At 70.8% G+C, this 20,830-nt stretch carries 20 protein-coding genes; 9 read left to right on the top strand and 11 right to left on the bottom strand.

Going from position 1 to position 20,830, the window contains the following annotated elements; genetic code table 11:
* Window positions 1-310: 310 nt before the first annotated feature.
* The 5 genes from ABD378_RS06725 to ABD378_RS06705 form a co-directional block, all read right to left on the bottom strand.
* On the bottom strand, window positions 311-1,405 hold the full coding sequence (locus ABD378_RS06725; protein ID WP_386542905.1) for a LacI family DNA-binding transcriptional regulator: 1,095 nt from the start codon (window positions 1,403-1,405) through the stop codon (window positions 311-313).
* On the bottom strand, window positions 1,393-3,042 hold the full coding sequence (locus ABD378_RS06720; protein WP_344519505.1) for a glycoside hydrolase family 13 protein: 1,650 nt from the start codon (window positions 3,040-3,042) through the stop codon (window positions 1,393-1,395). Before ABD378_RS06720 ends, ABD378_RS06725 begins: the two co-directional genes overlap by 13 nt.
* A 74-nt stretch (window positions 3,043-3,116) precedes the next feature.
* Window positions 3,117-4,013, bottom strand: a complete 897-nt coding sequence (locus ABD378_RS06715) for a sugar ABC transporter permease (RefSeq protein WP_386542906.1) — start codon at window positions 4,011-4,013, stop codon at window positions 3,117-3,119.
* Window positions 4,010-5,020: a carbohydrate ABC transporter permease gene (locus tag ABD378_RS06710; RefSeq protein ID WP_344519504.1), complete on the bottom strand. Its 1,011-nt coding sequence runs from the start codon at window positions 5,018-5,020 to the stop codon at window positions 4,010-4,012. Before ABD378_RS06710 ends, ABD378_RS06715 begins: the two co-directional genes overlap by 4 nt.
* Window positions 5,021-6,292 carry an extracellular solute-binding protein gene (locus tag ABD378_RS06705; protein WP_344519503.1) on the bottom strand — a complete coding sequence of 424 codons (1,272 nt, stop codon included), beginning with the start codon at window positions 6,290-6,292 and terminating at the stop codon, window positions 5,021-5,023.
* 336 nt (window positions 6,293-6,628) lie between these two features.
* On the opposite strand from ABD378_RS06705, the gene ABD378_RS06700 reads away from it, so the two are divergent.
* The 5 genes from ABD378_RS06700 to ABD378_RS06680 all read left to right on the top strand — a co-directional run bounded on the left by ABD378_RS06700 (window position 6,629) and on the right by ABD378_RS06680 (window position 11,846).
* On the top strand, window positions 6,629-7,663 hold the full coding sequence (locus tag ABD378_RS06700) for a LacI family DNA-binding transcriptional regulator (protein ID WP_344519502.1): 1,035 nt from the start codon (window positions 6,629-6,631) through the stop codon (window positions 7,661-7,663).
* Window positions 7,664-7,666: 3 nt separating this feature from the next.
* Window positions 7,667-8,581 carry an adenosine kinase gene (locus tag ABD378_RS06695; RefSeq protein WP_344519501.1) on the top strand — a complete coding sequence of 305 codons (915 nt, stop codon included), beginning with the start codon at window positions 7,667-7,669 and terminating at the stop codon, window positions 8,579-8,581.
* Between the two features lie 45 nt (window positions 8,582-8,626).
* Entirely contained in the window at window positions 8,627-9,571 is a 945-nt protein-coding gene (locus tag ABD378_RS06690; protein ID WP_344519500.1) for an aldo/keto reductase, read from the top strand.
* 46 nt (window positions 9,572-9,617) lie between these two features.
* A complete protein-coding gene (locus ABD378_RS06685; protein ID WP_344519499.1) occupies window positions 9,618-10,565 on the top strand; it encodes an aminoglycoside phosphotransferase family protein in 948 nt (315 codons plus the stop codon).
* Between the two features lie 213 nt (window positions 10,566-10,778).
* On the top strand, window positions 10,779-11,846 hold the full coding sequence (locus tag ABD378_RS06680) for a YncE family protein (RefSeq protein ID WP_344519498.1): 1,068 nt from the start codon (window positions 10,779-10,781) through the stop codon (window positions 11,844-11,846).
* A 77-nt stretch (window positions 11,847-11,923) separates the two neighbouring features.
* Here the strand turns inward: ABD378_RS06680 and ABD378_RS06675 are convergent, their stop codons facing one another.
* Entirely contained in the window at window positions 11,924-13,240 is a 1,317-nt protein-coding gene (locus tag ABD378_RS06675) for an MFS transporter (RefSeq protein ID WP_344519497.1), read from the bottom strand.
* Window positions 13,241-13,318: 78 nt separating this feature from the next.
* Here ABD378_RS06675 and ABD378_RS06670 point away from each other — a divergent pair, with 78 nt between their 5' ends.
* Complete coding sequence (locus tag ABD378_RS06670) at window positions 13,319-14,641, top strand: aminotransferase class I/II-fold pyridoxal phosphate-dependent enzyme (protein ID WP_344519496.1); 1,323 nt, start codon at window positions 13,319-13,321, stop codon at window positions 14,639-14,641.
* A gap of 89 nt (window positions 14,642-14,730) precedes the next feature.
* Window positions 14,731-15,276, top strand: a complete 546-nt coding sequence (locus ABD378_RS06665) for a GNAT family N-acetyltransferase (protein WP_344519495.1) — start codon at window positions 14,731-14,733, stop codon at window positions 15,274-15,276.
* 7 nt (window positions 15,277-15,283) lie between these two features.
* Here the strand turns inward: ABD378_RS06665 and cynS are convergent, their stop codons facing one another.
* Together cynS and ABD378_RS06655 are read right to left on the bottom strand one after the other, a co-directional pair.
* Window positions 15,284-15,754 carry a cyanase gene (gene cynS, locus ABD378_RS06660; protein ID WP_344519494.1) on the bottom strand — a complete coding sequence of 157 codons (471 nt, stop codon included), beginning with the start codon at window positions 15,752-15,754 and terminating at the stop codon, window positions 15,284-15,286.
* 64 nt (window positions 15,755-15,818) lie between these two features.
* Window positions 15,819-16,439 (bottom strand): carbonic anhydrase, encoded by a 621-nt coding sequence (locus ABD378_RS06655; RefSeq protein WP_344519493.1) that lies wholly within the window; start codon window positions 16,437-16,439, stop codon window positions 15,819-15,821.
* A 123-nt stretch (window positions 16,440-16,562) separates the two neighbouring features.
* Between ABD378_RS06655 and cynR the strand changes: the two genes are divergently transcribed.
* Window positions 16,563-17,450, top strand: coding sequence for a transcriptional regulator CynR (cynR, locus tag ABD378_RS06650; RefSeq protein WP_344519491.1), 888 nt, complete (start codon window positions 16,563-16,565; stop codon window positions 17,448-17,450).
* On the opposite strand, the gene ABD378_RS06645 is transcribed toward cynR, so the two are convergent.
* Window positions 17,428-18,273 carry an aldo/keto reductase gene (locus ABD378_RS06645; RefSeq protein WP_344519490.1) on the bottom strand — a complete coding sequence of 282 codons (846 nt, stop codon included), beginning with the start codon at window positions 18,271-18,273 and terminating at the stop codon, window positions 17,428-17,430. The genes cynR and ABD378_RS06645 overlap by 23 nt on opposite strands.
* A 70-nt stretch (window positions 18,274-18,343) precedes the next feature.
* Window positions 18,344-18,760: a winged helix-turn-helix transcriptional regulator gene (locus ABD378_RS06640; RefSeq protein ID WP_344519489.1), complete on the bottom strand. Its 417-nt coding sequence runs from the start codon at window positions 18,758-18,760 to the stop codon at window positions 18,344-18,346.
* A gap of 162 nt (window positions 18,761-18,922) precedes the next feature.
* On the opposite strand from ABD378_RS06640, the gene ABD378_RS06635 reads away from it, so the two are divergent.
* On the top strand, window positions 18,923-20,044 hold the full coding sequence (locus ABD378_RS06635) for a hypothetical protein (RefSeq protein ID WP_344519488.1): 1,122 nt from the start codon (window positions 18,923-18,925) through the stop codon (window positions 20,042-20,044).
* 30 nt (window positions 20,045-20,074) lie between these two features.
* On the opposite strand, the gene ABD378_RS06630 is transcribed toward ABD378_RS06635, so the two are convergent.
* Entirely contained in the window at window positions 20,075-20,803 is a 729-nt protein-coding gene (locus ABD378_RS06630) for an SDR family NAD(P)-dependent oxidoreductase (RefSeq protein ID WP_425583820.1), read from the bottom strand.
* Between the last annotated feature and the right edge of the window lie 27 nt (window positions 20,804-20,830).

Raw genomic sequence — 20,830 nt, 5'->3', positions numbered from 1 at the left:
TGAAGGATGTTGCAGAAACATTTCAACGCCGTTTTCGGTCGAGACCGTACGACCCCCGGGAACCCCGGTCAACCCTCCCCGCACACTCTCGCGTCAGACGCGGAATCCCGGGAGTTCATGCGCCGCAAAACCTTTCGCAAGATGTTGCGACGGTGCTACGTTCAACCACGACTCCGGTCCGGGCGGCCGGGGGACCCGGCAACGGGCCCCACGCGCCCGGCCGTTCGGATCGGGGGCATGAGGCCGGGAGGCCCCGGAGCCACATCACGACCCCGCTGCCCCGACCGGGCCGGCGCCGGGCGCCTCCCTCTCAGCGACGCCGCTGCGCCGTGGAGCCGCGCACCACCAGCTCGGGCTGGAAGACGAACTCCGTGTGCTGCACCGGGTTTCCGTGCAGCTCCTCGATCAGGGCGCCCACCGCCGCGCTCGCCATCGCCTGTACCGGCTGGCGCACCGTGGTCAGCGGCGGGTCCGTGAAGGCGATCAGGGGCGAGTCGTCGAAGCCGACCACGGAGACGTCGCCGGGTACCGAAAGGCCGCGCTCGCGCACCGCCCTGACGGCGCCGAGCGCCATCATGTCGCTGCCGCAGACCATCGCCGTGCACCCCTGGTCGAGCAGGGCGCTGGCCGCCGCGTGCCCGCCCTCCACCGTGAACAGCGTGCGCTGCACGAGCTGTTCGGCCTCCCCCTGTTCCAGGCCGAGCAGCGCGTGCAGCGCCGCCGTGAACCCCTCCGCCTTGCGCAGCGAGGGGACGTAGCGGGTCGGGCCGATGGCCAGACCGATCCGCTCGTGGCCCAGGTCGACGAGGTGGCGCACCGCCATCCGCGCGGCCGCGCGGTCGTCGGGCGAGACGAAGGACACCGGGATGTGCTCGTTGTAGCCGTTGATCAGGACGAACGGCACACCGCGGGCGTGCAGTTCGAGGTACCGGGTGGGGTCGGCCGTGGTGTCGGCGTGCAGTCCGGACAGGAAGACGATGCCGCTGACCCTGCGCTCCTCCAGCTGCTCGACCAGCTCGTCCTCGCTGGCCCCGTCCGGCATCTGGGTGCACAGCATCGGCGTGTAGCCGTGCCCGGACAGGACCTGCTCGACGACCTGCGCGAAGGCGGGGAAGATCGGGTTGCTGAGCTCGGGTATGACAAGCCCGACCAGGCCCGCGCTGTGCCGCTTGAGCCGCATCGGCCGCTCATAGCCAAGGACGTCCAGGGCGGCGAGCACCCGGCGCCGGGTGCCGGCGGCCACCCCCGGCTTGCCGTTGAGCACCCGGCTCGCGGTGGCCTCGCTGACGCCGGACTGGGCCGCGATGTCCGCGAGCCGCGGAACGCTCCGGTCTCCCCGGTCTCCCCGGTCTCCCCGGTCTCCCCGGTCGGCGTCCCGCGGCAGGGAAAGGGTCACACCGCCCACCAGACGGTGGTGTCGGCGGGCAGTTCGACCTTGCCGTCCGCCGTCTCCACCTCGGCGTTGGCCAGCAGCATCCGGCCGGGGGCCGGGATCCGCACCGCCGAGCCGGTGGTGTTCGCCGTGCACACGAAGCCCTCGCGGCGGAAGGCCAGGACCCCCTCGGGGGCCTCGAGCCACTCCAGCGAGTCGCCCGCGCCGAGCCCCGGCTGCTCCCGGCGTACGGCGAGGGCGCGGCGGTACAGCTCCAGGGTCGACGCGGGATCGCCGGTCTGCGCCTGGACGCTGAGCTCGCCCCAGCCGTCGGGCTGCGGCAGCCAGCTGCCGCCCGCGCCGAACCCGTAACTGGATCCTTCGGTGGTCCACGGGATCGGCACCCGGCAGCCGTCACGGAAGCCGTCCTGTCCGCTCGCGCGGACGAACGACGGGTCCTGCCGCACCTCGTCGGGCAGCTCGGTGACGTCCGGCAGGCCAAGCTCCTCGCCCTGGTAGACGTACGCCGAGCCGGGCAGCGCCAGCATCAGGAGCGACGCGGCGCGGGCGCGCCGCAGGCCGAGCGCGCGGTCGCCCGCGGTGCGCAACTGGGTGCCGAGCCCGGGCGGGTTGGCGAACCGCGTGGCGTGGCGGGTGACGTCGTGGTTGGACAGCACCCAGGTGGCCGGGGCGCCGACGGGTCGCATCGCGGCCAGCGACACGTCGATGACCTCGCGCAGCTCTGCCGCGTCCCAATGGGTGCCCAGGTACTGGAAGTTGAAGGCCTGGTGCATCTCGTCCGGACGGACGTAGGCAGCCGCGCGCTCGACGGTCGGGGTCCACGCTTCAGCGACCAGGATGCGCTCGCCCGCGTACTCGGTGAGGACCTTGCGCCAGCTGCGGTAAATCTCGTGCACGCCGTCCTGGTCGAAGAACGGCATGACGTCGTTGCCGAGCAGCTTGAGCTGGTCGCTGCGGCCGATGTCCGGCAGGCCTTCGGCCTTGACGAGGCCGTGGGCCACGTCGACGCGGAAGCCGTCGACGCCCATGTCGAGCCAGAAGCGCAGTATGGAGCGGAACTCGTCGTGAACGGCGGGGTGTTCCCAGTTGAAGTCGGGCTGCTCGGGGGCAAAGAGGTGGAGGTACCACTCGCCGTCCGGCGTCCGCGTCCAGGCAGGGCCGCCGAAGACGGACTCCCAGTCGTTGGGCGGGAGTTCACCGTTCTCGCCCTTGCCGGGACGGAAGTGGTAGCGCTCGCGCAGGGGCGAGCCAGGGCCCTCGCGCAGGGCACGCCGGAACCAGTCATGCCGGTCGGACGAGTGGTTGGGCACCAGGTCGACGATGATGCGCAGGCCCAGGTCGTGGGCGTCCCGCAGCAGGGCGTCGGCGTCGAGCAGACTGCCGAACATCGGGTCGATCGCGCGGTAGTCGGCGACGTCGTACCCGGCGTCGGCCTGCGGTGAAGAGTAGAAGGGGCTGAGCCAGACGGCGTCGACGCCCAGGTCCCTGAGGTAGGGCAGGCGGGCACGGATGCCGTCCAGGTCGCCCATTCCGTCACCGTTGCCGTCGGCGAAGCTGCGCGGATAGACCTGGTAGATCACCGCGCCACGCCACCAGTCCGTGTGGGTGCCGGAGGCGGGGGCTGCAGGGGCAGCGAGATGCTGGGTCATGTCTTCCCTGAGATCGAGAGGTCGAGTGCGAGGGGGGTGCGTGACGTTTCGGCGCTTCGTGTCAGGACTCCGTGTCAGGACTTCGTCGCGCCGGCCGTGAGACCGGAGACGAGGTGGCGCTGGACGAAGCCGAAGATCACCGCCGCGGGCACCGCGACGATCACGGCCGAGGCCGTCAGCGAGCCCCAGTCGCTGGTGTACTGATTGACGAAGGTCTGCAGGCCGCCCGCCAGGGTGAGGTTCTCCTCGCCGGTCATGAAGGCGGAGGCGTACGCGACTTCGGCCCAGCCGGTGATGAAGCTGTAGAAGCCGGTGACGGCGAGACCGGGCTTGGCAAGCGGCACGATGAGCCGCCAGAAGGTGCCGAACGGGTTGAGCCCGTCCACGCGCCCGGCTTCGTCGATCTCCACCGGGATGGTGTCGAAGTACCCCTTCATCATCCAGGCGCAGAACGGCACGGCGATCGTCAGATAGGTGACGACCAGGCCGACGGGCTGGTTGAGCAGGCCCAGGCTGGCGAGGAGGTTGTAGAGCGGCACGATGAGCACCGCGACGGGGAACATCTGGGTGATCAGCAGGAGCCACATCAGCGGCCGCATGCCGGGGAACTTGAAGCGGCTGACCGCATAGCCGGTGGTCGCCGAGATGAAGACGCCGATCACCGTGGTCAGGCCGACGACGAACAGGGAGTTGCCGAGCCAGCTCAGGAACTCGGTGTCGTTGACGACGTGGTCGTAATTGCGGAACGTGAAGTCCTTGACCAGGTCGGTGGAGAACGCCTCGCTCGTCGGCTTGAACGAGGTGATGAGCAGCCACAGGGGCGGAAGGACCGCGGTGGCGGACGCGACGAGCAGGCCCACGTGGAGCGCGACCGAGGCCAGCGGCCCGCGTTCGCCGCGCTCCCTCACCTTCTTGGGCCGGCTCGAGGACGGGGCCTTGGCCTGGGTCTCGGGGTTGGTCACGGTGGTCACCACACTTCTCCCTGCTTGCGGAGCGCGCGGCGGTAGACGACCGCGAAGAGCGAAAGGAGCAGCAGAATGATGACGCCCCAGGCGGCGGATCCCGCGAAGTCGCGCGGGCTCACGACGAACGAGAGCCGGTAGGCGTACGTCACCAGGATCTCCGTGGCGTCTCCCGGACCGCCCCGGGTGAGCAGGAAGATCACCGGGAACATGTTGAAGGTCCAGATGCCGCTGATCAGGATCACGGTGCTGCTGACGGTCCGCAGGCCCGGCAGGGTGATGTGCCGGAAGCGCTGCCAGGCGTTCGCGCCGTCCATCTCCGCGGCTTCGTAGAGCTCGCCGGGGATGGACTGGAGTCCGCCGAGCATGGCGACCAGCATGAACGGGACGCCGAGCCAGACGTTGACCGTGATCACCGAGAGCTTGGCCCAGGTGGGGTCGTTGAGCCACGGGATCGCGTCGATGCCGCCACCGGCGAGGATCTTGTTGAGGATGCCGTTCTTCTCGTTGAAGAGCAGACGCCAGGTGAAGACGGAGACGAAGGCCGGCACCGCCCACGGCAGGATCAGCGCCATCCGGTAGAGGGAGCGCCCCGCCAGCTTGCGGTTGAGCATGTTCGCCAGGACCAGGCCGAGCGTGAAGGAGATCGCGACGCAGGAGACGGTCCAGATGATCGTCCAGGTCAGACGGTCCCAGAAGATGCCGTCGGAGAGAACCGCGGTGTAGTTGTCCAGGCCGACGGACTTGTAGGTCGCCGGGATGTGGTTGACGCCGATGGTGCGCTCGACGTTCGCCTCGTTGGCGTCGGTCGTCGACAGGTAAAGGCCCCGCACCAGCGGGTATCCGATGATCACGCCGATGACGGCCACCACGGGGGCGACCATGGCCCAGGCGTACCAGTGGGTGGACAGCGACCTGCGCAGCCGTCCGGGGGTCTTGCCGGTCCGCGGGCCGCGGCCGCGGGCGCCCTGGGCGCCCGCGGCCTTGGCCAGTGACTGGCTGCTGTCAACAGCCATTTACTTGTAGTCCTTCAGCAGCTTGCGGTAGGCGTCGCCGACACTCTTCGCCCCGTCCTCGGGCGAGGTCTTGCCGCTGAGCACCTTCTCCATCTGCAGCCGGATCGGCTCGAACAGGGCGTTGGCCTGCGGGATCCACGGCCGCTCCACGGACTTGTCCACGGCCGGCTTGAAGAACTGCACCATCTGGTTGTCCTTGACGGACTGCACGTCGTACACCGAGGTGCGGGTGGGCAGCAGGCTCAGCTTCTCGGTGGTCTGCTGCTGCACCTTGGCCGAGCTCATGTACTTGATGAACTCGTAGCTCGCGTCGAGGTTCTTGGATCCGGCGTAGGCCGCGAGGTTCCAGCCGCCCTGCGGTGAGGCCTGCCGGTCGCTGCCGCCGGGGACCGGGGCGATGCCGAGGTTGTCCTTGTCGCCCTTGAACTCCTTGCCCTGCAGGGCTCCTTCGATGGACCAGGGGCCGTCGAGCGCCATCGCGACGTCGCCGTCCTTGAAGGCGTTGAGCTGGTTGTTGTAGCCGTCGCTCGCGTCGGTGGTGGCCGCCTTGGAGTCGACCAGGTCCTTCATGACCTTGAAGGCCGCGGCGCCCTGGGGGTCGTCGACGGTGACCTTCTTGTTCTTGGTGTCGAGGAGGTCGCCGCCCTCGCCGTAGAGGTAGGGGAGGTAGTAGTACGGGTCGTCGCCGCGGAGGTAGAGACCGGTCTTGCCGGACTTCGACTTGATCTTCTTCGCGGCGCTCTTCACCTCGTCGATGGTCTTGGGCGCCTCGACACCGGCGTCCTTGAGCATCTTCTTGTTGTAGAAGAGAGCCAGGGTGTCGATGGTCTGCGGGGCGGCGTAGGTCTTGCCCTTGAACTTGGTGCTGGCGGCGGCCTGCGGGAGGTAGTCGTCCGCCTTGTCGAGGGCGGGAGTGCCCTCGAGCGGGGCCAGGTAGCCCAGGTTGGCGAAGTCCGCGACCCAGGCGACCTCGGTGCGCATCACGTCGGGGGCGCCGGAGTTGCCGCCCGCGGCGTTCTTGAACTTGGCGTTGGCCTCGCCGAACGCGACGCTCACGTAGTTGACCTTGACGTCGGGGTGGAGGTCCTCGAAGCCCTTGGCGAGCTTCTCGTAGGTCCCCTTCTCCGCATCGTTCGAGGTGTCCCAGAAAGTGACGGTTCCGGACAACTTGCCCGAACTCTTCTTACCGCTGTCACTGTCATCGCCACCGCACGCTGCCGCTGTCAAAGCCAGGGCCGCGACCAGTGCGGTGGCCGCTATGCCACGCCGCATGTGAACTCCTTCAACTGATCCCGGAACAAGGGGAGGCGAAACCCCCAACAGAGCTGCCTCCTACGAGCCGCACTCGACGCGGCGCCGGGTTGCCAGGGAACGTAACAGGATTGAAAAGCGCCCGAAAGACCTTGCGAGAAATTTCTGCAAGCTCTGCTGATCGTTACCCCTGTGTGTCCTTACGGTTGCTCTTGCTGCGCTTGACAGGCCTGTGAAGTGGCAGTTGGGCTCCCTCACCGCGTCCGGGATGTCCCGCAAGCTCCTTGCAGAACCGGCACTTTCTGCAAGCTTCCACAACCGGTGGGCAATCCGGCCGATCACCGGTACAGTCCCCGCATGACCGCACGGCTCGTCGACATCGCAGCGCAGGCGGGGGTGAGCGAAGCCACCGTGAGCCGGGTCCTCAACGGCAAGCCCGGAGTGGCGGCGGCCACCCGCGAATCCGTCCTCGCCGCCCTGGACATGCTCGGCTTCGAACGTCCCACGCGGCTGCGACAGCGCAGCAGCGCCGGACTGATCGGCCTGATCACGCCCGAGCTCGACAACCCGATCTTCCCCGCGCTCGCCCAGGTCATCGCCCAGGCCCTGACCCGCCAGGGCTACACGCCGGTCCTCGCCACCCAGACACCCGGCGGCTCCACCGAGGACGAGCTCACCGAGATGCTGGTGGACCGCGGCGTCTCCGGCATCATCTTCGTCTCCGGTCTGCACGCCGACACCACCGCCGACATGGAGCGCTACGAAGTGCTGCGGGGCAAGGGCGTCCCCTTCGTCCTCGTCAACGGCTTCTCCCCCAAGGTGCAGGCCCCCTTCGTGTCCACGGACGACCGGGCGGCGGCCCGCCTCGCCGTCACGCACCTCGCCTCACTGGGCCACACCCGCATCGGGCTCGCGGTGGGACCCAAGCGCTTCGTGCCCGTGCTGCGCAAGATCGAGGGCTTCCAGCTCGGCATGCGCGAACGCCTCGGGATGTCGCCCAAGGACTCCGAGCAGCTCATCGAGCACTCCCTCTACACCCTGGAGGGCGGCCAGGCCGCGGCGGGCACGCTGATCGGCCGGGGCTGCACCGCGATCGTGTGTGCCAGCGACATGATGGCGCTCGGCGCCGTCCGGGCCGCCCGGGAGCGGGACTTGGAGGTGCCGCGGGACATCTCGGTGGTCGGCTACGACGACTCCCCGCTCATCGCGTTCACCGATCCCCCGCTGACCACCATCCGCCAGCCGGTCCAGGCGATGGGGCAGGCCGCGGTCCGCACTCTCCTGGAGGAGATCGGCGGGACCCCCGCCCCGCACAGCGAGTTCGTCTTCATGCCGGAGCTGGTGGTCCGCGACTCGACCGCCTCCGGCCGCCCCGAACGCCGCGACGCCTAGGCCGTGCCCACTGAGACGGAGATCGACGTCCTGGTGCTCGGCGGCGCCGGGGTGGACTCGATCGTGTACGTCCCCGAGCTGCCGCTCCCCTACGCCGACAGCTACATGGTGCCCGCGATCGACATGCGGGCCGGGCAGACGGGCGACTTCGTCGCGATGGGGGTGCAGGCCCTGGGTCTGCGTACGCATCACATCGACGTGATCGGGGACGACCACGAGGGCGATCTGGTGCGCGCCCTGCACCGCGAGCGGGGCATCCCCTTCACCGAGGTGCTCCAGCGCGGCGGCACCAAGCGCGCGGTGAACCTCGTCGGCCCCGATGGGCGGCGCCTCTCCCTGTACGACAACAGCCGCTCGCAGGACGCGGACCGGCTGCCCCCGGCGACGGTCGGGGCCCTCGCCTCGGTGAGCCGGCACGCCCATGTCTCCCTCACCCACCCCTGTGCCTTCGCCCTGCCCACGCTGCGCGCGGCGGGGGTCAGCGTCTCGACCGACCTGCACAACTGGGACGGATCCGAGCCGTACCACGAGGCCTTCGCCTACGAGGCCGACCTCGTCTTCCTGTCGGCCACCGCCCTGACCGACCCGGAGAAGACCATGCGGCAGATCGCCGCGCGAGGCCGGGCCCAGGCGGTCGTCGCGACGGCGGGAGCCGAGGGCGCCCACCTCCTCGTCGGCGGCGAACTCTTCCACGTGCCCGCCGTCACGCCCCCCGCACCGGTGGTGGACTCCAACGGCGCCGGTGACGCCTTCGCCTCGGGCTATCTCTTCGGCCGGCTGGCCGGAGAGTCCCCCCTGCGGTGCGCCCGCTACGGCGCGATCGCCGGCGCCTACGCCTGCACCGTCCCGGCCACGGGCACCGATGTCATCACCAGGGACCAACTCCTCGCCCTGTCCGCCGAGTCACAGCGGACCTGAGCGACGATGGCCGGGTTCATCACGGAGCGACACGGAGGAAGAGGCATGGAATCGCAGACCGACGGGCGCACCAACCGGGTGCTGTACGGGTGCATGGGGCTCGGCGGCACCTGGGACACCGCGCCGTACACCGCCGAGGACATCGCCGGGGCCGAGGCCGCCGTGGACGCCGCGTCGCAGGCCGGCATCACGGTGTTCGACCTGGCCGACATCTACCGGCACGGCAAGTCGGAGGCGGTCTTCGGCGAGGTGCTCGCCAGGGCGCGCGGACTGCGCGAGCGCATCGTCCTGCAGACCAAGTGCGGCATCCGCCTCGCCGACGGCGAACGGCCCGGTCTGTACGACCTGCGGGGGCCGAGCATCGTCCAGCGCGTCGAGGAGAGCCTCACCCGGCTGCGTACCGACGTGATCGACGTACTGCTCCTGCACCGGCCCGACCCGCTGACCGGCCCGGAGGAAATCGCGAAGGCCCTCACCACTCTGCACGAGCAGGGCCTGGTGCGCCGGTTCGGCGTGTCGAACATGAGCGCCGCGCAGATCGCGCACCTGCGGGCGCATCTCGACATACCGCTGGTCGCCAACCAGTTGGAGATGAGCCTGGAGAGCCGTGACTGGGTCGAGTCGGGCGTGCTCGTGAACACACCGGCCGCGGCCGACAGCGGCTTCCCGCACGGGACGCTCGAGTACTGCACCGCCAACGGGATCCAGCTGCAGGCCTGGGGAGCCCTCGCCCGGGGCCGCTTCACCGGAGGCGGCGAGACCCCGACCGCACGGCTCGTCGCCGACCTCGCCGCCCGCAAGCACACGACCCCGGAGACGATCCTCCTGTGGTGGCTCCAGCGGCATCCGGCACGGATCGCCCCCGTCATCGGCACAAGCCGCCCGGATCGCATCCTCGCCTGCCGGGACGCGGTGCGGCGCGAACCCGAACTCACCCACGAGGAGTGGTACGCCCTTTGGACCACCGCCCGCGGCGGCCCACTGCCGTAGGCGCTCCTACAGCCGCCGAACGATCACCAGGGCGATAATCGACGCCGTGACCGAGCCCGCCGTCGAAGTCCAGCCCCTCGTACGCCAGAAGGCCCACAGCCTCGGTGCCCTCGGGGAGCGGTGGCTTGCCGAACTGCCCGGCCTCGTCGGCGAGCTGGAGCGGTACTGGTCCATCGAGGTCGGGCAGCCGTTGTCCGGGGGAACCACTTCCTACGTGGCTCGGGCCCGGACCGGCGACGGCCGGGACGCGGTGCTCAAAGTCTCGCTTCCCGCACCGGACTTCGCGAGCCAGGTGCGGACCCTGCGCCTCGCGGAGGGCCGGGGGTATGCCCAGCTCCTTGCCCACGACCTCGAACGCCACGCGATGCTCCAGGAAGCGCTCGGGCCGTCGATGGACCGGCTCGGCCTCGCCCCGCGGCAGCAGATCGAGACGCTGTGCGCCATGCTCCGGAGGGCCTGGCGGGTGCCTCGCAGCGCGGAACTGACCGTCGATCCGGCAGCGGAGAAGGCCCGTTGCCTGGGCGAGATGGTCGGGCGGCTCTGGGAGAGCCTCGGCAGGCCCTGCTCGGAGCGGGTCGTGACCCAGGCGCTGACGTTCGCCGGACGTCGCGCCGCCGCCTTCGATCCCGGGCGCTGCGTCGTCGTGCACGGCGACCCCCATCCCGGCAACGCGCTGCGGGTCGTCACACCGCGGGCCGGGGCCGACGCGGGCTTCGTCTTCGTGGATCCCGACGGGTTCCTCGCCGATCCCGCGTACGACCTGGGGGTCGTACTCCGCGACTGGTGCGCGGAGTTGAGGGGCGGGGACAGGGCCGCGGCCGGCGGTCTGATCCGCTCGTACTGTGCGCTGCTCGCGGACCGGACCGGGGTGGATCAGCGGGCGATCTGGGAGTGGGGCTTCCTCGAGCGGGTGTCGACCGGGCTCTACGCGCTCGACTTCGGCGCGGAGGAGCTCGGCCGCCCGTTCCTGGACACCGCGGAGTTGCTGGCCTGAAGGGGAGGTCGGTGCGCGAGGGCTCTCCGGACGCGGCATCCTCCCAACTAGCCCACGGGAAGGGGCGTTTGACTTTGCCTTGCCCTTAGGGAGCGCAGGGGCGGATGTGGCGGGCGCCACACAGTTCCAGGTGTGTTACTTAGGTTAGCCTAAGCTAAGTTATTGACTGCTCGCCTCTTCCGGAGGCGCCTCTGCCAAGGAGACTGACGCAGCATGACCTCACTCACCTGCCGTATCCGCCGTACCGCCGCAGTCGCCGTGGCCCTGGCCGCGGGCAGTGCGCTGGCCCTGACCGGTAACGCGTCCGCGCAGCCCGGCAAGGCCAACGGCAAAGCGTCCGGCTCGACCGTCGAGTCCGCGCCGCTCGTGAAGGGGCTCTACCAGTCCGCGTACTCCGAGCGGAACAACGTGCTGTGGGCCACCTCCGCGGTGGGCCGCCCGCCCGTCACCACCTCCAGCCTGCTGAAGGTCGACCCGAGCACGCTGAAAGTGAAGGCCAGCTACACACCCCCGGTCACCAACGCGGAGACGGGCGCCGTCGAGGCCGTCTACGGGATCGCCGTCGACGACGAGCACAACACCGTCTGGACGACGAACACCCGCGACAACTCCGTCGCCGTCTACGACCAGCGCACCGGCAAGCACCTCGCCTCGCTGCCCGGCGTGAACCACGCCCGTGAGGTCGTCGTGGACGCCAAGCACAACACGGCGTGGGCGAGCAGCTTCGGCGACGGCACCGTCGTCGCCTTCGACACCCGCACCTTCAAGGAGAAGAAGCGCGTCACGGTCGAGGGGTCGAGCCCGACCGGCCTCGCCGTGAACGCGCGGACCGGCGCCGCCTACGCCGCCGACCTCAACGGCGACCGGATCATCGAGATCACCCGGAAAAGCGAAAGTCCCCGCCTCATCCCCACCGGTGACGGCCCGATCTCCGTCGCGCTCTCCCAGGACGGCCGCACCGCCTACACCGCCGACCAGGCCGCCGGCGGCCTCTCGGTCGTCGACCTCAAAAAGGGCACCGTCACCAAGTCCGTGCCGACCGGCGCGGGCGCACTGTCCGTAGCCACCGACCGGCGCTCGGGCAGCGTCCTGGTCGCCAACCGGACCCCCGGCAACATCACGGTCGTCGACCCCGTCAAGGGCACCGTCGTCGAGACCCTGGCCACCGGCGCCAACCCCAACCACGTGCAGGTGACGGGCGGTACGGCGTTCGTGGTGGACAAGTCCGGCAGCGGCCCCGAGGGCCAGGACCAGGCGCACAGGATCCGTATCGGCCGCTGAGGCCCGGACGCCTGACGACCTCCCCAAGTCCGGCCCGCCACCCGACCGTGGCGGGCCGGACGCCGTCGCAGGCGGGGTCACGCCCGCTGACCGCGCTTGCTCAGCGCACCGCGCGCCTGCGCGGGCCCGCCCGGCCGGAGCAGCCTCTTGCGTACGAGACGACTCTGCGCCGCGACCGTCGCGATCACCCCCGCGCCGAGCAGCGGCCAGGCGAAGGGGCCCGCGGCGATCACGGCGGTGACCAGGAGCGGCCCCCCGCTGCGCTGGGCGGACGAGGACAGGCCGTGCACCCCGAGGTAGGCGCCCTGGGCGTCATCGGGGGCCAGCGCGATGGAGAGTTCCCAGGACGCGATGGCGTGCAGTATCTCCGCGAAGGTGAACGCGATCGCGGCGACGGCGAGAGCGGTGACGGCGAGCCAGGTGCCGCCCGCCACCGAGGCCGTCATGGCGGCGCAGCCGACGACGAAGCAGGCGGCGAGGGGCACGAGGAGCGCGCGAGCCTTGTCCGGCGTGCTCCCGAAGCGGGACAGCGGGATCTGACAGCAGACGACGAGCACACAGTTGAGGACCATGAGCAGCGGCGCCAGGCCGTGCGGAGCGTCGGTGGCGTGGACGATCCACAGGGGCATGCCGACCTGGAGCACCGCGTCGTCGAGGAAGAGCGCCGCCTCGGTGGCGGTGAACAGAAGGTAGGGACGGTCTCGCCACGGGCTGGAGGCAACTGCGGGGCGCACGGGCGCCGTTGAACCGGCGGAGGCGGGGCAGTCGGCGGAGTCGGCGACCACCCGGGACGGGGAAGGCGGTTCGGCGCAGCGCACGGTGAGGACCGCGGCGATCAGGAAGCTGACCACGTTGCCGACGAGCAGGGCCTGGTAGGCGTGCGTGGTGCCGACGGCGAGGGCGAGCGCACCGGCCAGACCGCCGATGGCCCATCCCGCGTTGGAGACGGAGCGCTGCACGGCTTGGTACTTGGTCCGCTCCGGGCCCGCGACGCGGGCGGCGTACAGCTTGGTGAGGACGTTGGCGCCGCGGTCGGCGAGGCTGCTGACGGCCGAGTACAGCAGGAGCAGGGAGAAGCTGTCCGTCGTCAGGAGCGCCAACAGGGCGATGGCCTGCTGGAGTTGGGCGCCGATGATGACGCGGGTGACGGGAAAGCGGTCGGCGAGGTGGCCCGCTAGCGGCGCGCCCGCGATGCCGACGGCCCCCGAGACGCCCATGAGCACGCCGACCTCGGCGACGGAGAGCCCGGTGACCAGCGTGAAGTAGAGGGCGGCCGCCCCCATCCACAGGCCGGTGCCCGCCTTGTTGATCAGTGCGATCCAGAGCATCCGACGGCCGTCGATGCCCCCTGGTATGCGTGCGTACAGCGCGGCCCGCCTACGACTGAGGCTCACCACTCCCCCTTGGCTTGCGATGTGACTTCGCGGCTTACGGCTTGACTCTCACATTTGTATTGATACATACTTGTTTACGTGGCAGCACAATATGCGATCAGTGGCGCGACCGCCAAGGGAATCACCTCGTCGGTCGAACAGGCCGTGGCCGACGGCGGTTTGGCGCCGGGCGACGCGCTGCCTCCGGTGCGAAGGCTCGCCGATGAGCTCGGGGTCAGCGCGGGGACGGTGGCGACGGCCTACAAGGAGCTCCGGCAGCGCGGGATCGTGGTGACGCGCGGACGCGGCGGAACGGTGGTGGCGCAGGCACCGGCGGTCGGTGCGCGCCGGCCGCCCAAGGTGCCCGCGGGGGTGCGCGATCTGGCGGGCGGGCATCCGGATCCGGCCTTCCTTCCGGCGCTGCTGCCGCCCGAGCGGGTGGACCCCGTCAGCGGTTCGCACCGCGGTTCACCGCGCCGGGCCGGACTCGAGGAGCTGGCCCGGGAGTGGTTCGCGCGGGACGGGGTGCCGGACGCCCGGGTGACGTTCGCGCACGGGGCACTCGACTGCATGGCGCGGCTGCTGTCCGTGGAGCTGAGGCCGGGCGACGCGGTGGCCGTGGAGGACCCGGGGTTCCACCATCTCCTCGACCTCGTACCGGCGTTGGGCCTTCGCATGGTGCCGGTGGCGGTGGACGACGAGGGCATCAGGCCGGAGGCGCTGCGCGGTGCGCTGCGGGCGGGGGTCAGGGCCGTGGTGTGCAGCCCGCGGGGACAGAATCCGATGGGCGGCTGCTTCTCGGAGGCGCGGCGCGACGCCCTGCTGGAAGTCCTCGGCGGCTTCCCGGAGGTGCTGGTCGTCGAGGACGATCACAATGCGGAGGTCGCTGGGGCACCCTCGTACTCGCTGGCCGCCGGCGGGCTGCTTGAGCGCTGGGCGCAGGTACGGACCGTGTCCAAGCATCTGAGCGTCGACCTGCGGTGGGCCGCGCTCGCGTGCGACACCACCACGCTGGCCCGGCACGAGGGGCGCATGCTGCTCACTTCGGGGTGGGTCAGTCACGTACTGCAGGAGGCGGTCGAGCGTACGATGGCCGACCCCTCGGCGCGGGCACTGGTGGGGCGGGCCGAGCACGCCTACACCGAGCGGCGCGAGGCGCTGATCGGAGAGCTCGCGCGACGCGGGATCGCGGCGCGCGGGGCGAGCGGGATGAATGTGTGGGTGCCGGTGCGGGACGAGTCCGCGGTGGTCAACGGGCTGCGCTCGCGGGGGTGGTGGGTGGCCGCGGGATCGCGCTTCCGTATCGCCACGCCCACCGCCGTACGGATCACCACGGCCATGTTGGAGGTGACGGACACAGCGCCGCTCGCCACGGACTTCGCCGCGGTGCTCGGCGAGTCCGAGGCCACGTACGGGGGTTGAGTCGGAGGCGAGCGGGACAATGTACGCGGCTTCGCCCGTTCCGCTCCCCCACATTCGCTCCCCCGTGTTCCGCCTCCCGGAGGTGCCCGATGATCAGCTGGCGTCGACTCGACGAACCGGACTTCCCCCTGCTGCGGCGCTGGCTGGAGCAGCCGCACGTCGCGCGCTGGTGGAACCACGAGACCTCACCCGAGGCGGTGGCGCGCGACTTCGGCCCGGCGGCCCGCGGCGAGGAGGCATCGGAGGACCTGCTCGTGCTGCTCGACGACGAACCGTTCGGCCTGGTCCAGCGCTACCGCTTCGCCGACTATCCCGAGTACGTCGCCGAGTTGGCAGGCCAGGTGGAGGTCCCCCAGGGCGCCATGTCCATCGACTACCTCATCGGGGATCCCCTGCGGGTCGGCCGGGGACTCGGCACTCTCATGATCCAGGCGATCGTCCGGGCCACCTGGACCGACCACCCCGATGCCACCACGGTGCTCGTCCCCGTACACACGGGCAATCACGCGTCCTGGCGCATCCTGGAGAAGGCGGGCCTGCGGCGCGTCGCCGATGTGTCGCTCGAACCCGACAACCCCATCGACGACCGCGCCCACTACCTCTACCGGATCGACCGCCCGACAGACGGCAGTTGATACTGGGTCAGAAAGGCTTGGTCGGCAGGTACTTGCCGTCGAGCGTGATGACGGCGCGCTCACCGCCCTCGGGGTCCGCGATCTTCTTCACGTCCAGCTTGAAGTTGATCGCGCTGATGATGCCGTCGCCGAACTCCTCGTGGACCAGGGCCTTGAGCGTGGTGCCGTAGACCTGGAGCATCTCGTAGAAGCGGTAGATGGTCGGGTCGGTGGGGATCCCGCCGGGGATGGAGCCGCGCGTCGGGACGGTCTGCAGCAGCGTCGCCGCGTCGGCGTCCAGGCCCAGGAGCTCCGCGACGGCCTGCGCGGCCGGCTCCGGCAGGGCGTGCTGGCCGAGGACCGCGGCGGTGACGAAGGCGACCGAGTACCCGGTCACGTCGGCTATCTGCTGCCAGGACAGGTCCGCCTGCACCTTCGCATCGACGGCGGTGACGGCCAGGGCCTGGCGTGCGGCGGGGTCGAACTGGGCGTGCGGCATGAGAAGACTTCCTTACGTGGTTTCGTGCTGGGTGCGGGGTGGTTGCGTGGTGGTTGCGTAGTGGTCAGGCAGCGCGGGCGGCCTGGTCGAGTTCCTCGACCGTGCCGGTGGGAATGTCGTAGACCCAGCCGTGCAGCGTGAGCGCGCCCCTGAGCAGGGCGCGGGCCACCGAGGGGTGGGTGGCGAGGTTCGCAAGCTGGGCGCGCACGTTCTCTCGTACGAGGGCGTCCAGCTGTTGCGTACCCGCATCACCGGAGGCGGAGGCGGCGGTGGAGACGGCGGCGGAGACACGGGCACGGGACGCGTCCGCGTGGCGCAGCCAGTCGGCGACGGCCGGCAGGCCGCCCAGGTCGTGCTGTTCGGCGAGGGCGGTCATCGCTCCGCAGGCGGAGTGCCCGCAGACGACGACGTCCGACACTCCCAGGACAGCGACGGCGTACTCGACGCCGGCCGCGACCCCCTCCGCACCGGGCGAGTACGCGGGCACGAGATTGCCGGCGGTCCGGATGACGAACAGCTCACCCGGCTCGCTCTGCGTGAGCAGCTCCGGCACCACGCGGGCGTCGGAGCAGCCGATGAAGAGCGCCGTCGGCTTGTGGCTGCCCGCGAGACGGGTGAAGAGGTCCGCCTTCGCCGGAAAGACATCGTGCCGGAAACGCGCGACGCCCTCGGTGAGGTCCTGCATGGTCACTCCCTTCGGTGGCGTCGGCCCTGTGGGGCTGACGAGATCCACCATGCATGACCTGGACCTATAGCGTCCAAGTTCTATTGGCCATGCCTGCCATCGATGGCATCTATAGTTGGGGTCATGGCCCTGGAACTGCGCCACCTGCGCTATCTGCTCGCCGTCTCCGAACACGGCAACTTCACGCGCGCGGCCGAAGACCTGCGCATCTCCCAGCCGACCCTCTCCCAGCAGATCAAACAGCTGGAGAAGTCACTGGGCGTCCAGCTCCTGGACCGCACCGGCCGCAGCGTGCGTCTGACCGACGCCGGCGAGGCCTACGTCCCCTACGCGCGCCGCGCCCTGCGCGACCTCGCCGCCGCCGAACGCGCCGTCCTCGACGTCCAGGACCTGACCCGCGGCCACCTGCGCCTGGCGATGACCCCGACGTTCACCGCCTACCTCATCGGCCCGCTCATCGCCCGGTTCCACGCCGCCCATCCCGCGATCAGCCTCGACGTCCGCGAGATGAACCAGGACGGCATCGAGGCCGCGCTGCTCGCCGACGAACTCGACCTGGGCATCGCCTTCAGCGCGGACCACCTGCCGGGCATCGCCGGCACGGCGCTGTTCACCGAGACCCTCGGCCTCGTCGTCGGCCCCCGCCACCCGCACACCGGACGCGACCGGGCGCTACCCGTACGAGAGGTGGCGGACGGACTCGAACTGGCCCTGCTGAGCGGCGACTTCGCCACCCGCGGCCACATCGACGCCTACCTCACCGCACACCGCGTCCAGCCGCGCATCACGGTCGAGGCCAACTCGATCAACGCCCTGACCGAGATCGTCCGGCGCACCGACCTGGCCACGGTCCTGCCCGACGCCCTCACCCGCGACCACCCCCACCTGCACCCCGTCCCGCTCGCCCCGGCTCTGCCCGCCCGCACGGTGGCGCTCCTGCGCCGCGACAGCGCCTACGCCAGTGCCGCGGCGCAGGCGCTGACCCGGCTCATCCAGCAGTGGGAGCCGTGATCCCGTCGAGCCGCTCGCGCTGCTCCGCACTGAGCCGCAGGCCGCCCGCGGCGACGTTCTCCGCCAGGTGGTCGAGCGAGGCGGTGCCCGGGATCGGCAGCACGACCGGCGAACGGTCGAGCAGCCAGGCAAGCGCGATCTGCGCCGCGGTGGCGTCGAGTTCGGCCGCGACGGCCGCGATCTCGGCGGTCGCGGTCGAGGCCGCCGGGTGGACCGGCCGCCAGGGCAGGAAGGCGATCCCTGCCGCGTCACAGGCGTCGAGGACGGCCTCGTGCTCGCGGTCGAGCAGGCTGTAGCGGTTCTGCACGCTCGCCACGTCGACGATCTGCCGCGCCTCGTCGAGTTCGTCGACCGTGACCTCGGACAGGCCGATGTGGCCGATCTTGCCCGCGAGTTGGAACTCCCGGAGCGTGCCGAGCTGGTCGGCGAGCGGCACCTTCGGGTCGAGTCGGTGCATCTGGAGCAGCCCGATCCGCTCGACGCGTAGCCGGCGGAGGGCCTGCTCGACCTGCTCGCGCAGGAACTCCGGGCGCCCGTTGACCGGGGCCTCTTCGCCCGGCCCCGGCCGCTCGATCGCGACCTTGGTCGCGACGAGCAGGTCGTCCGGGTAGGGGTACAGCGCTTCGACCAGGAGTTCCTCGTTGGCGCCCCAGCCGTACATGTACGCCGTGTCGATCAGCGTGACGCCCAGCTCGACGGCCCTTTGGGCCACCGCGATGGAGGCCTCCCTGGCCGCCCCGGCCTCGGTCGCCAGGCGCATCGCCCCGAATCCGATCCGGCGCACGCCGATCTCACCGCCGATGCGGAAGGTGCTCGATGTCATGTGTCGTGTCCACCCCTCAGTTGACGCGCCACGCTACCCGTGAAGTCGACCTACGACGTGTTCGCCGGTGTCAACGCCCGTCGTCACCGTCGAAATCCGCCCGGGCACGCTCCACCCTGACGAGGTTGTCCGTGGACCATTCCGCGAGCGTGGCGAACAACGGCCCCAGGCTGCGCCCGAGTTCGCTGATCTCGTACTCCACACGCGGCGGCACCTCGGAGTAGTACGTGCGCACCACGAGGCCGTCACGTTCCAGTTGCCGCAGCCGCTGGGTCAGGACCTTGGGCGTGATGCCTGCGATGGCGCGCTGCAGTTCCACGAAGCGCCTGCGGCCGTGCTCATGAAGCGTCCAGAGGATCGGCGTGGTCCAGCGGCTGAACACGATGTCGACAACAGGACCGACCGGGCAGACCTGCGGGCCGACCTGTGGGCCGACCTGCGCCCTGACCGGCGTGGCGAGCCTCGTCGGCGCTGAGTCCGCGCTCATGCGTCCCCCTTCAGGGAAGTGTGATCGGTTCCGCGGTCGCGCCGCGGACCTCTGGAGAGCTTCGCAGAGCCCGGCGCGTATTGCGCATCCCCGTGCATTGACGGCGCACCGCGCCCGGTTCAGGGTGTTGCCCCCGAACAGACCTCAAGAAGGGCTCCTTTCATGCGAAGACGCCTCTTTGTCCGTGGACTGGCCGTCACCGGCGCGGGGTTGACCCTGCCCGTGCCCTTAGCCGGCGCCGCCACTGCCACTGCCACCGCCCGGCCAACCTCCGCCGCCGAGGCCTGGCAGCAGGTCGCGGCTCCGGCCGGGCGTGAGGCCGCCCACCTGCTCGCGGTCGCCGCCGCGGGCCCCGAACGCGCCTGGGCCGTGGGCGAGCAGGGGCGCAACGGAAGCACCATCGGCACTCCGCTCGCCCTCAGCTGGAACGGCTCCGCCTGGTCACTGACCGACCTCTCCCACCTGGCCCATCGCGGTGGCCTGCGTGCGGTCGCCGCTGCTCCGGAGGGCCCGGCCTGGGCCATCGGCACGAACACCGCGGGGCACGACCAGCTCCTGTCGTGGGACGGCACGACCTGGCGGGAGGCGGACTTCCCGGGCCGTGGCGAGCCGGGCACACGGCTGACCGATGTCGCGTCCGCTCCCGGCGGCCGGTTCTGGGTGTCGGGGCGGCACGGTGACCGCGCCGGTCTCATGCGCGGCGACGGCACGGCGTGGCGCTGGTGCAGGCCGCTGCCGGACGAGGCCGCGCCCACGCCGACCGGTGTCCATGTGACATCCGGCAGCGAGGTGTGGGTGCACGGCGACATCATCGCCCGCTGGGACGGGGCCTGGACCGTGGTGCCCCGCACGCTCGGCATCCGCGCATCGGTGACCGGTCTGCTTCCGGTCGCGCACGACGACATCTGGCTCACCGGATTCGCGTACGGAGTGGGCGGACCGCCCGGCAAACCGCCCGGTGTCACGCTGGAGCACTGGGACGGCACCCGGTGGAGCAGCGTCACGTCCCCTTTCACCGTCGGCCTGTTGAGCGGCATCACGGCGGACGCCACAGGGCGGCCCGACCGGATCGCCGGCTGGGACTTCTGGGACCAGAAGCGCGCCCACTATCTGCGCTGGGACGGCACTGCCTGGATCAGTGAACGCGGACCGGAGACACCGTCCACCTATCTGCCCCAGGGCATCGCCCCGATCCCCGGCACGGACGGCGGCTACTGGTCGGTGGGCACGACGTCCTTCTCGCCGTTCCCACCCGCCCAGCTCCGCGTGGAACGCTTCGGCTGACCCTGAGGGGGTCGGGCCAAGGCCCGGTTCCTAGGCGCGCGGTGCGATGCTGAAGTCGAACGCGGAGGTACCGGGGTCCACCGCCGTCACGCCGCCGTCGACGGTCAGCGTCGCACCGTTGACGAACGACGCGGCGGGCGAGAGCAGCCAGGTGATCGCCTCGGCGACCTCCTCCGGCTCTCCCGGCCGGCCCGCCGGGACGAGCCGCGTCGCTTCCTCGTACGCCGCGTCGGCGCCGCCGTCCCCCAGCCGGGCCTCCTCGGCGAACCGGGTCATCCGCCGGTCGGCCATCTCGGTCCGCACCCAACTGGGGCACACGGTGTTGGCGCGCAGCCCGGCCTTGCCGTAGTCCACGGCGAGTGAGCGGCACAGCTGGAGGAGCGCCGCCTTGGACGTGGCGTACGCCGCGTTGGCCACGCCGTTGCGCAGTGCGGCGACCGAGGCGACCGCGACGACCGAGCCGCGCGACTCGAGGAGGTGGGGAAGCGCGGCACGCAGGAGGAGGAAGGGACCGGTGAGGTTGGTGCGCATCACGGCCTCCCAGTCCTCGTCGGAGATGTCGCCGACCGCTCCACTGCGCCCGACCCCGGCGTTGAGCACGAGCCCGTCGAGACGGCCGTAGGTCTCCGTGGCGGCCTGGACGAGGCCCTCGACCTCCGCGGGGTCGCCCGCGTCGGCGGGGTGGGCAAGCGCGCCGGTCTCATCGGCGACTGCGAACTCGCCGAGCTGGAGAACGGGTTGGCCCGCTCCCCCGGCCACTGCATGACCATGGGCACCGCCTCCACG

The sequence above is a fragment of the Streptomyces rectiviolaceus genome (assembly GCF_039533825.1).
In the GTDB taxonomy this organism is placed as follows: Bacteria; Actinomycetota; Actinomycetes; order Streptomycetales; family Streptomycetaceae; genus Streptomyces; species Streptomyces rectiviolaceus.
This window is presented reverse-complemented; position numbering and strand designations above follow the sequence as displayed.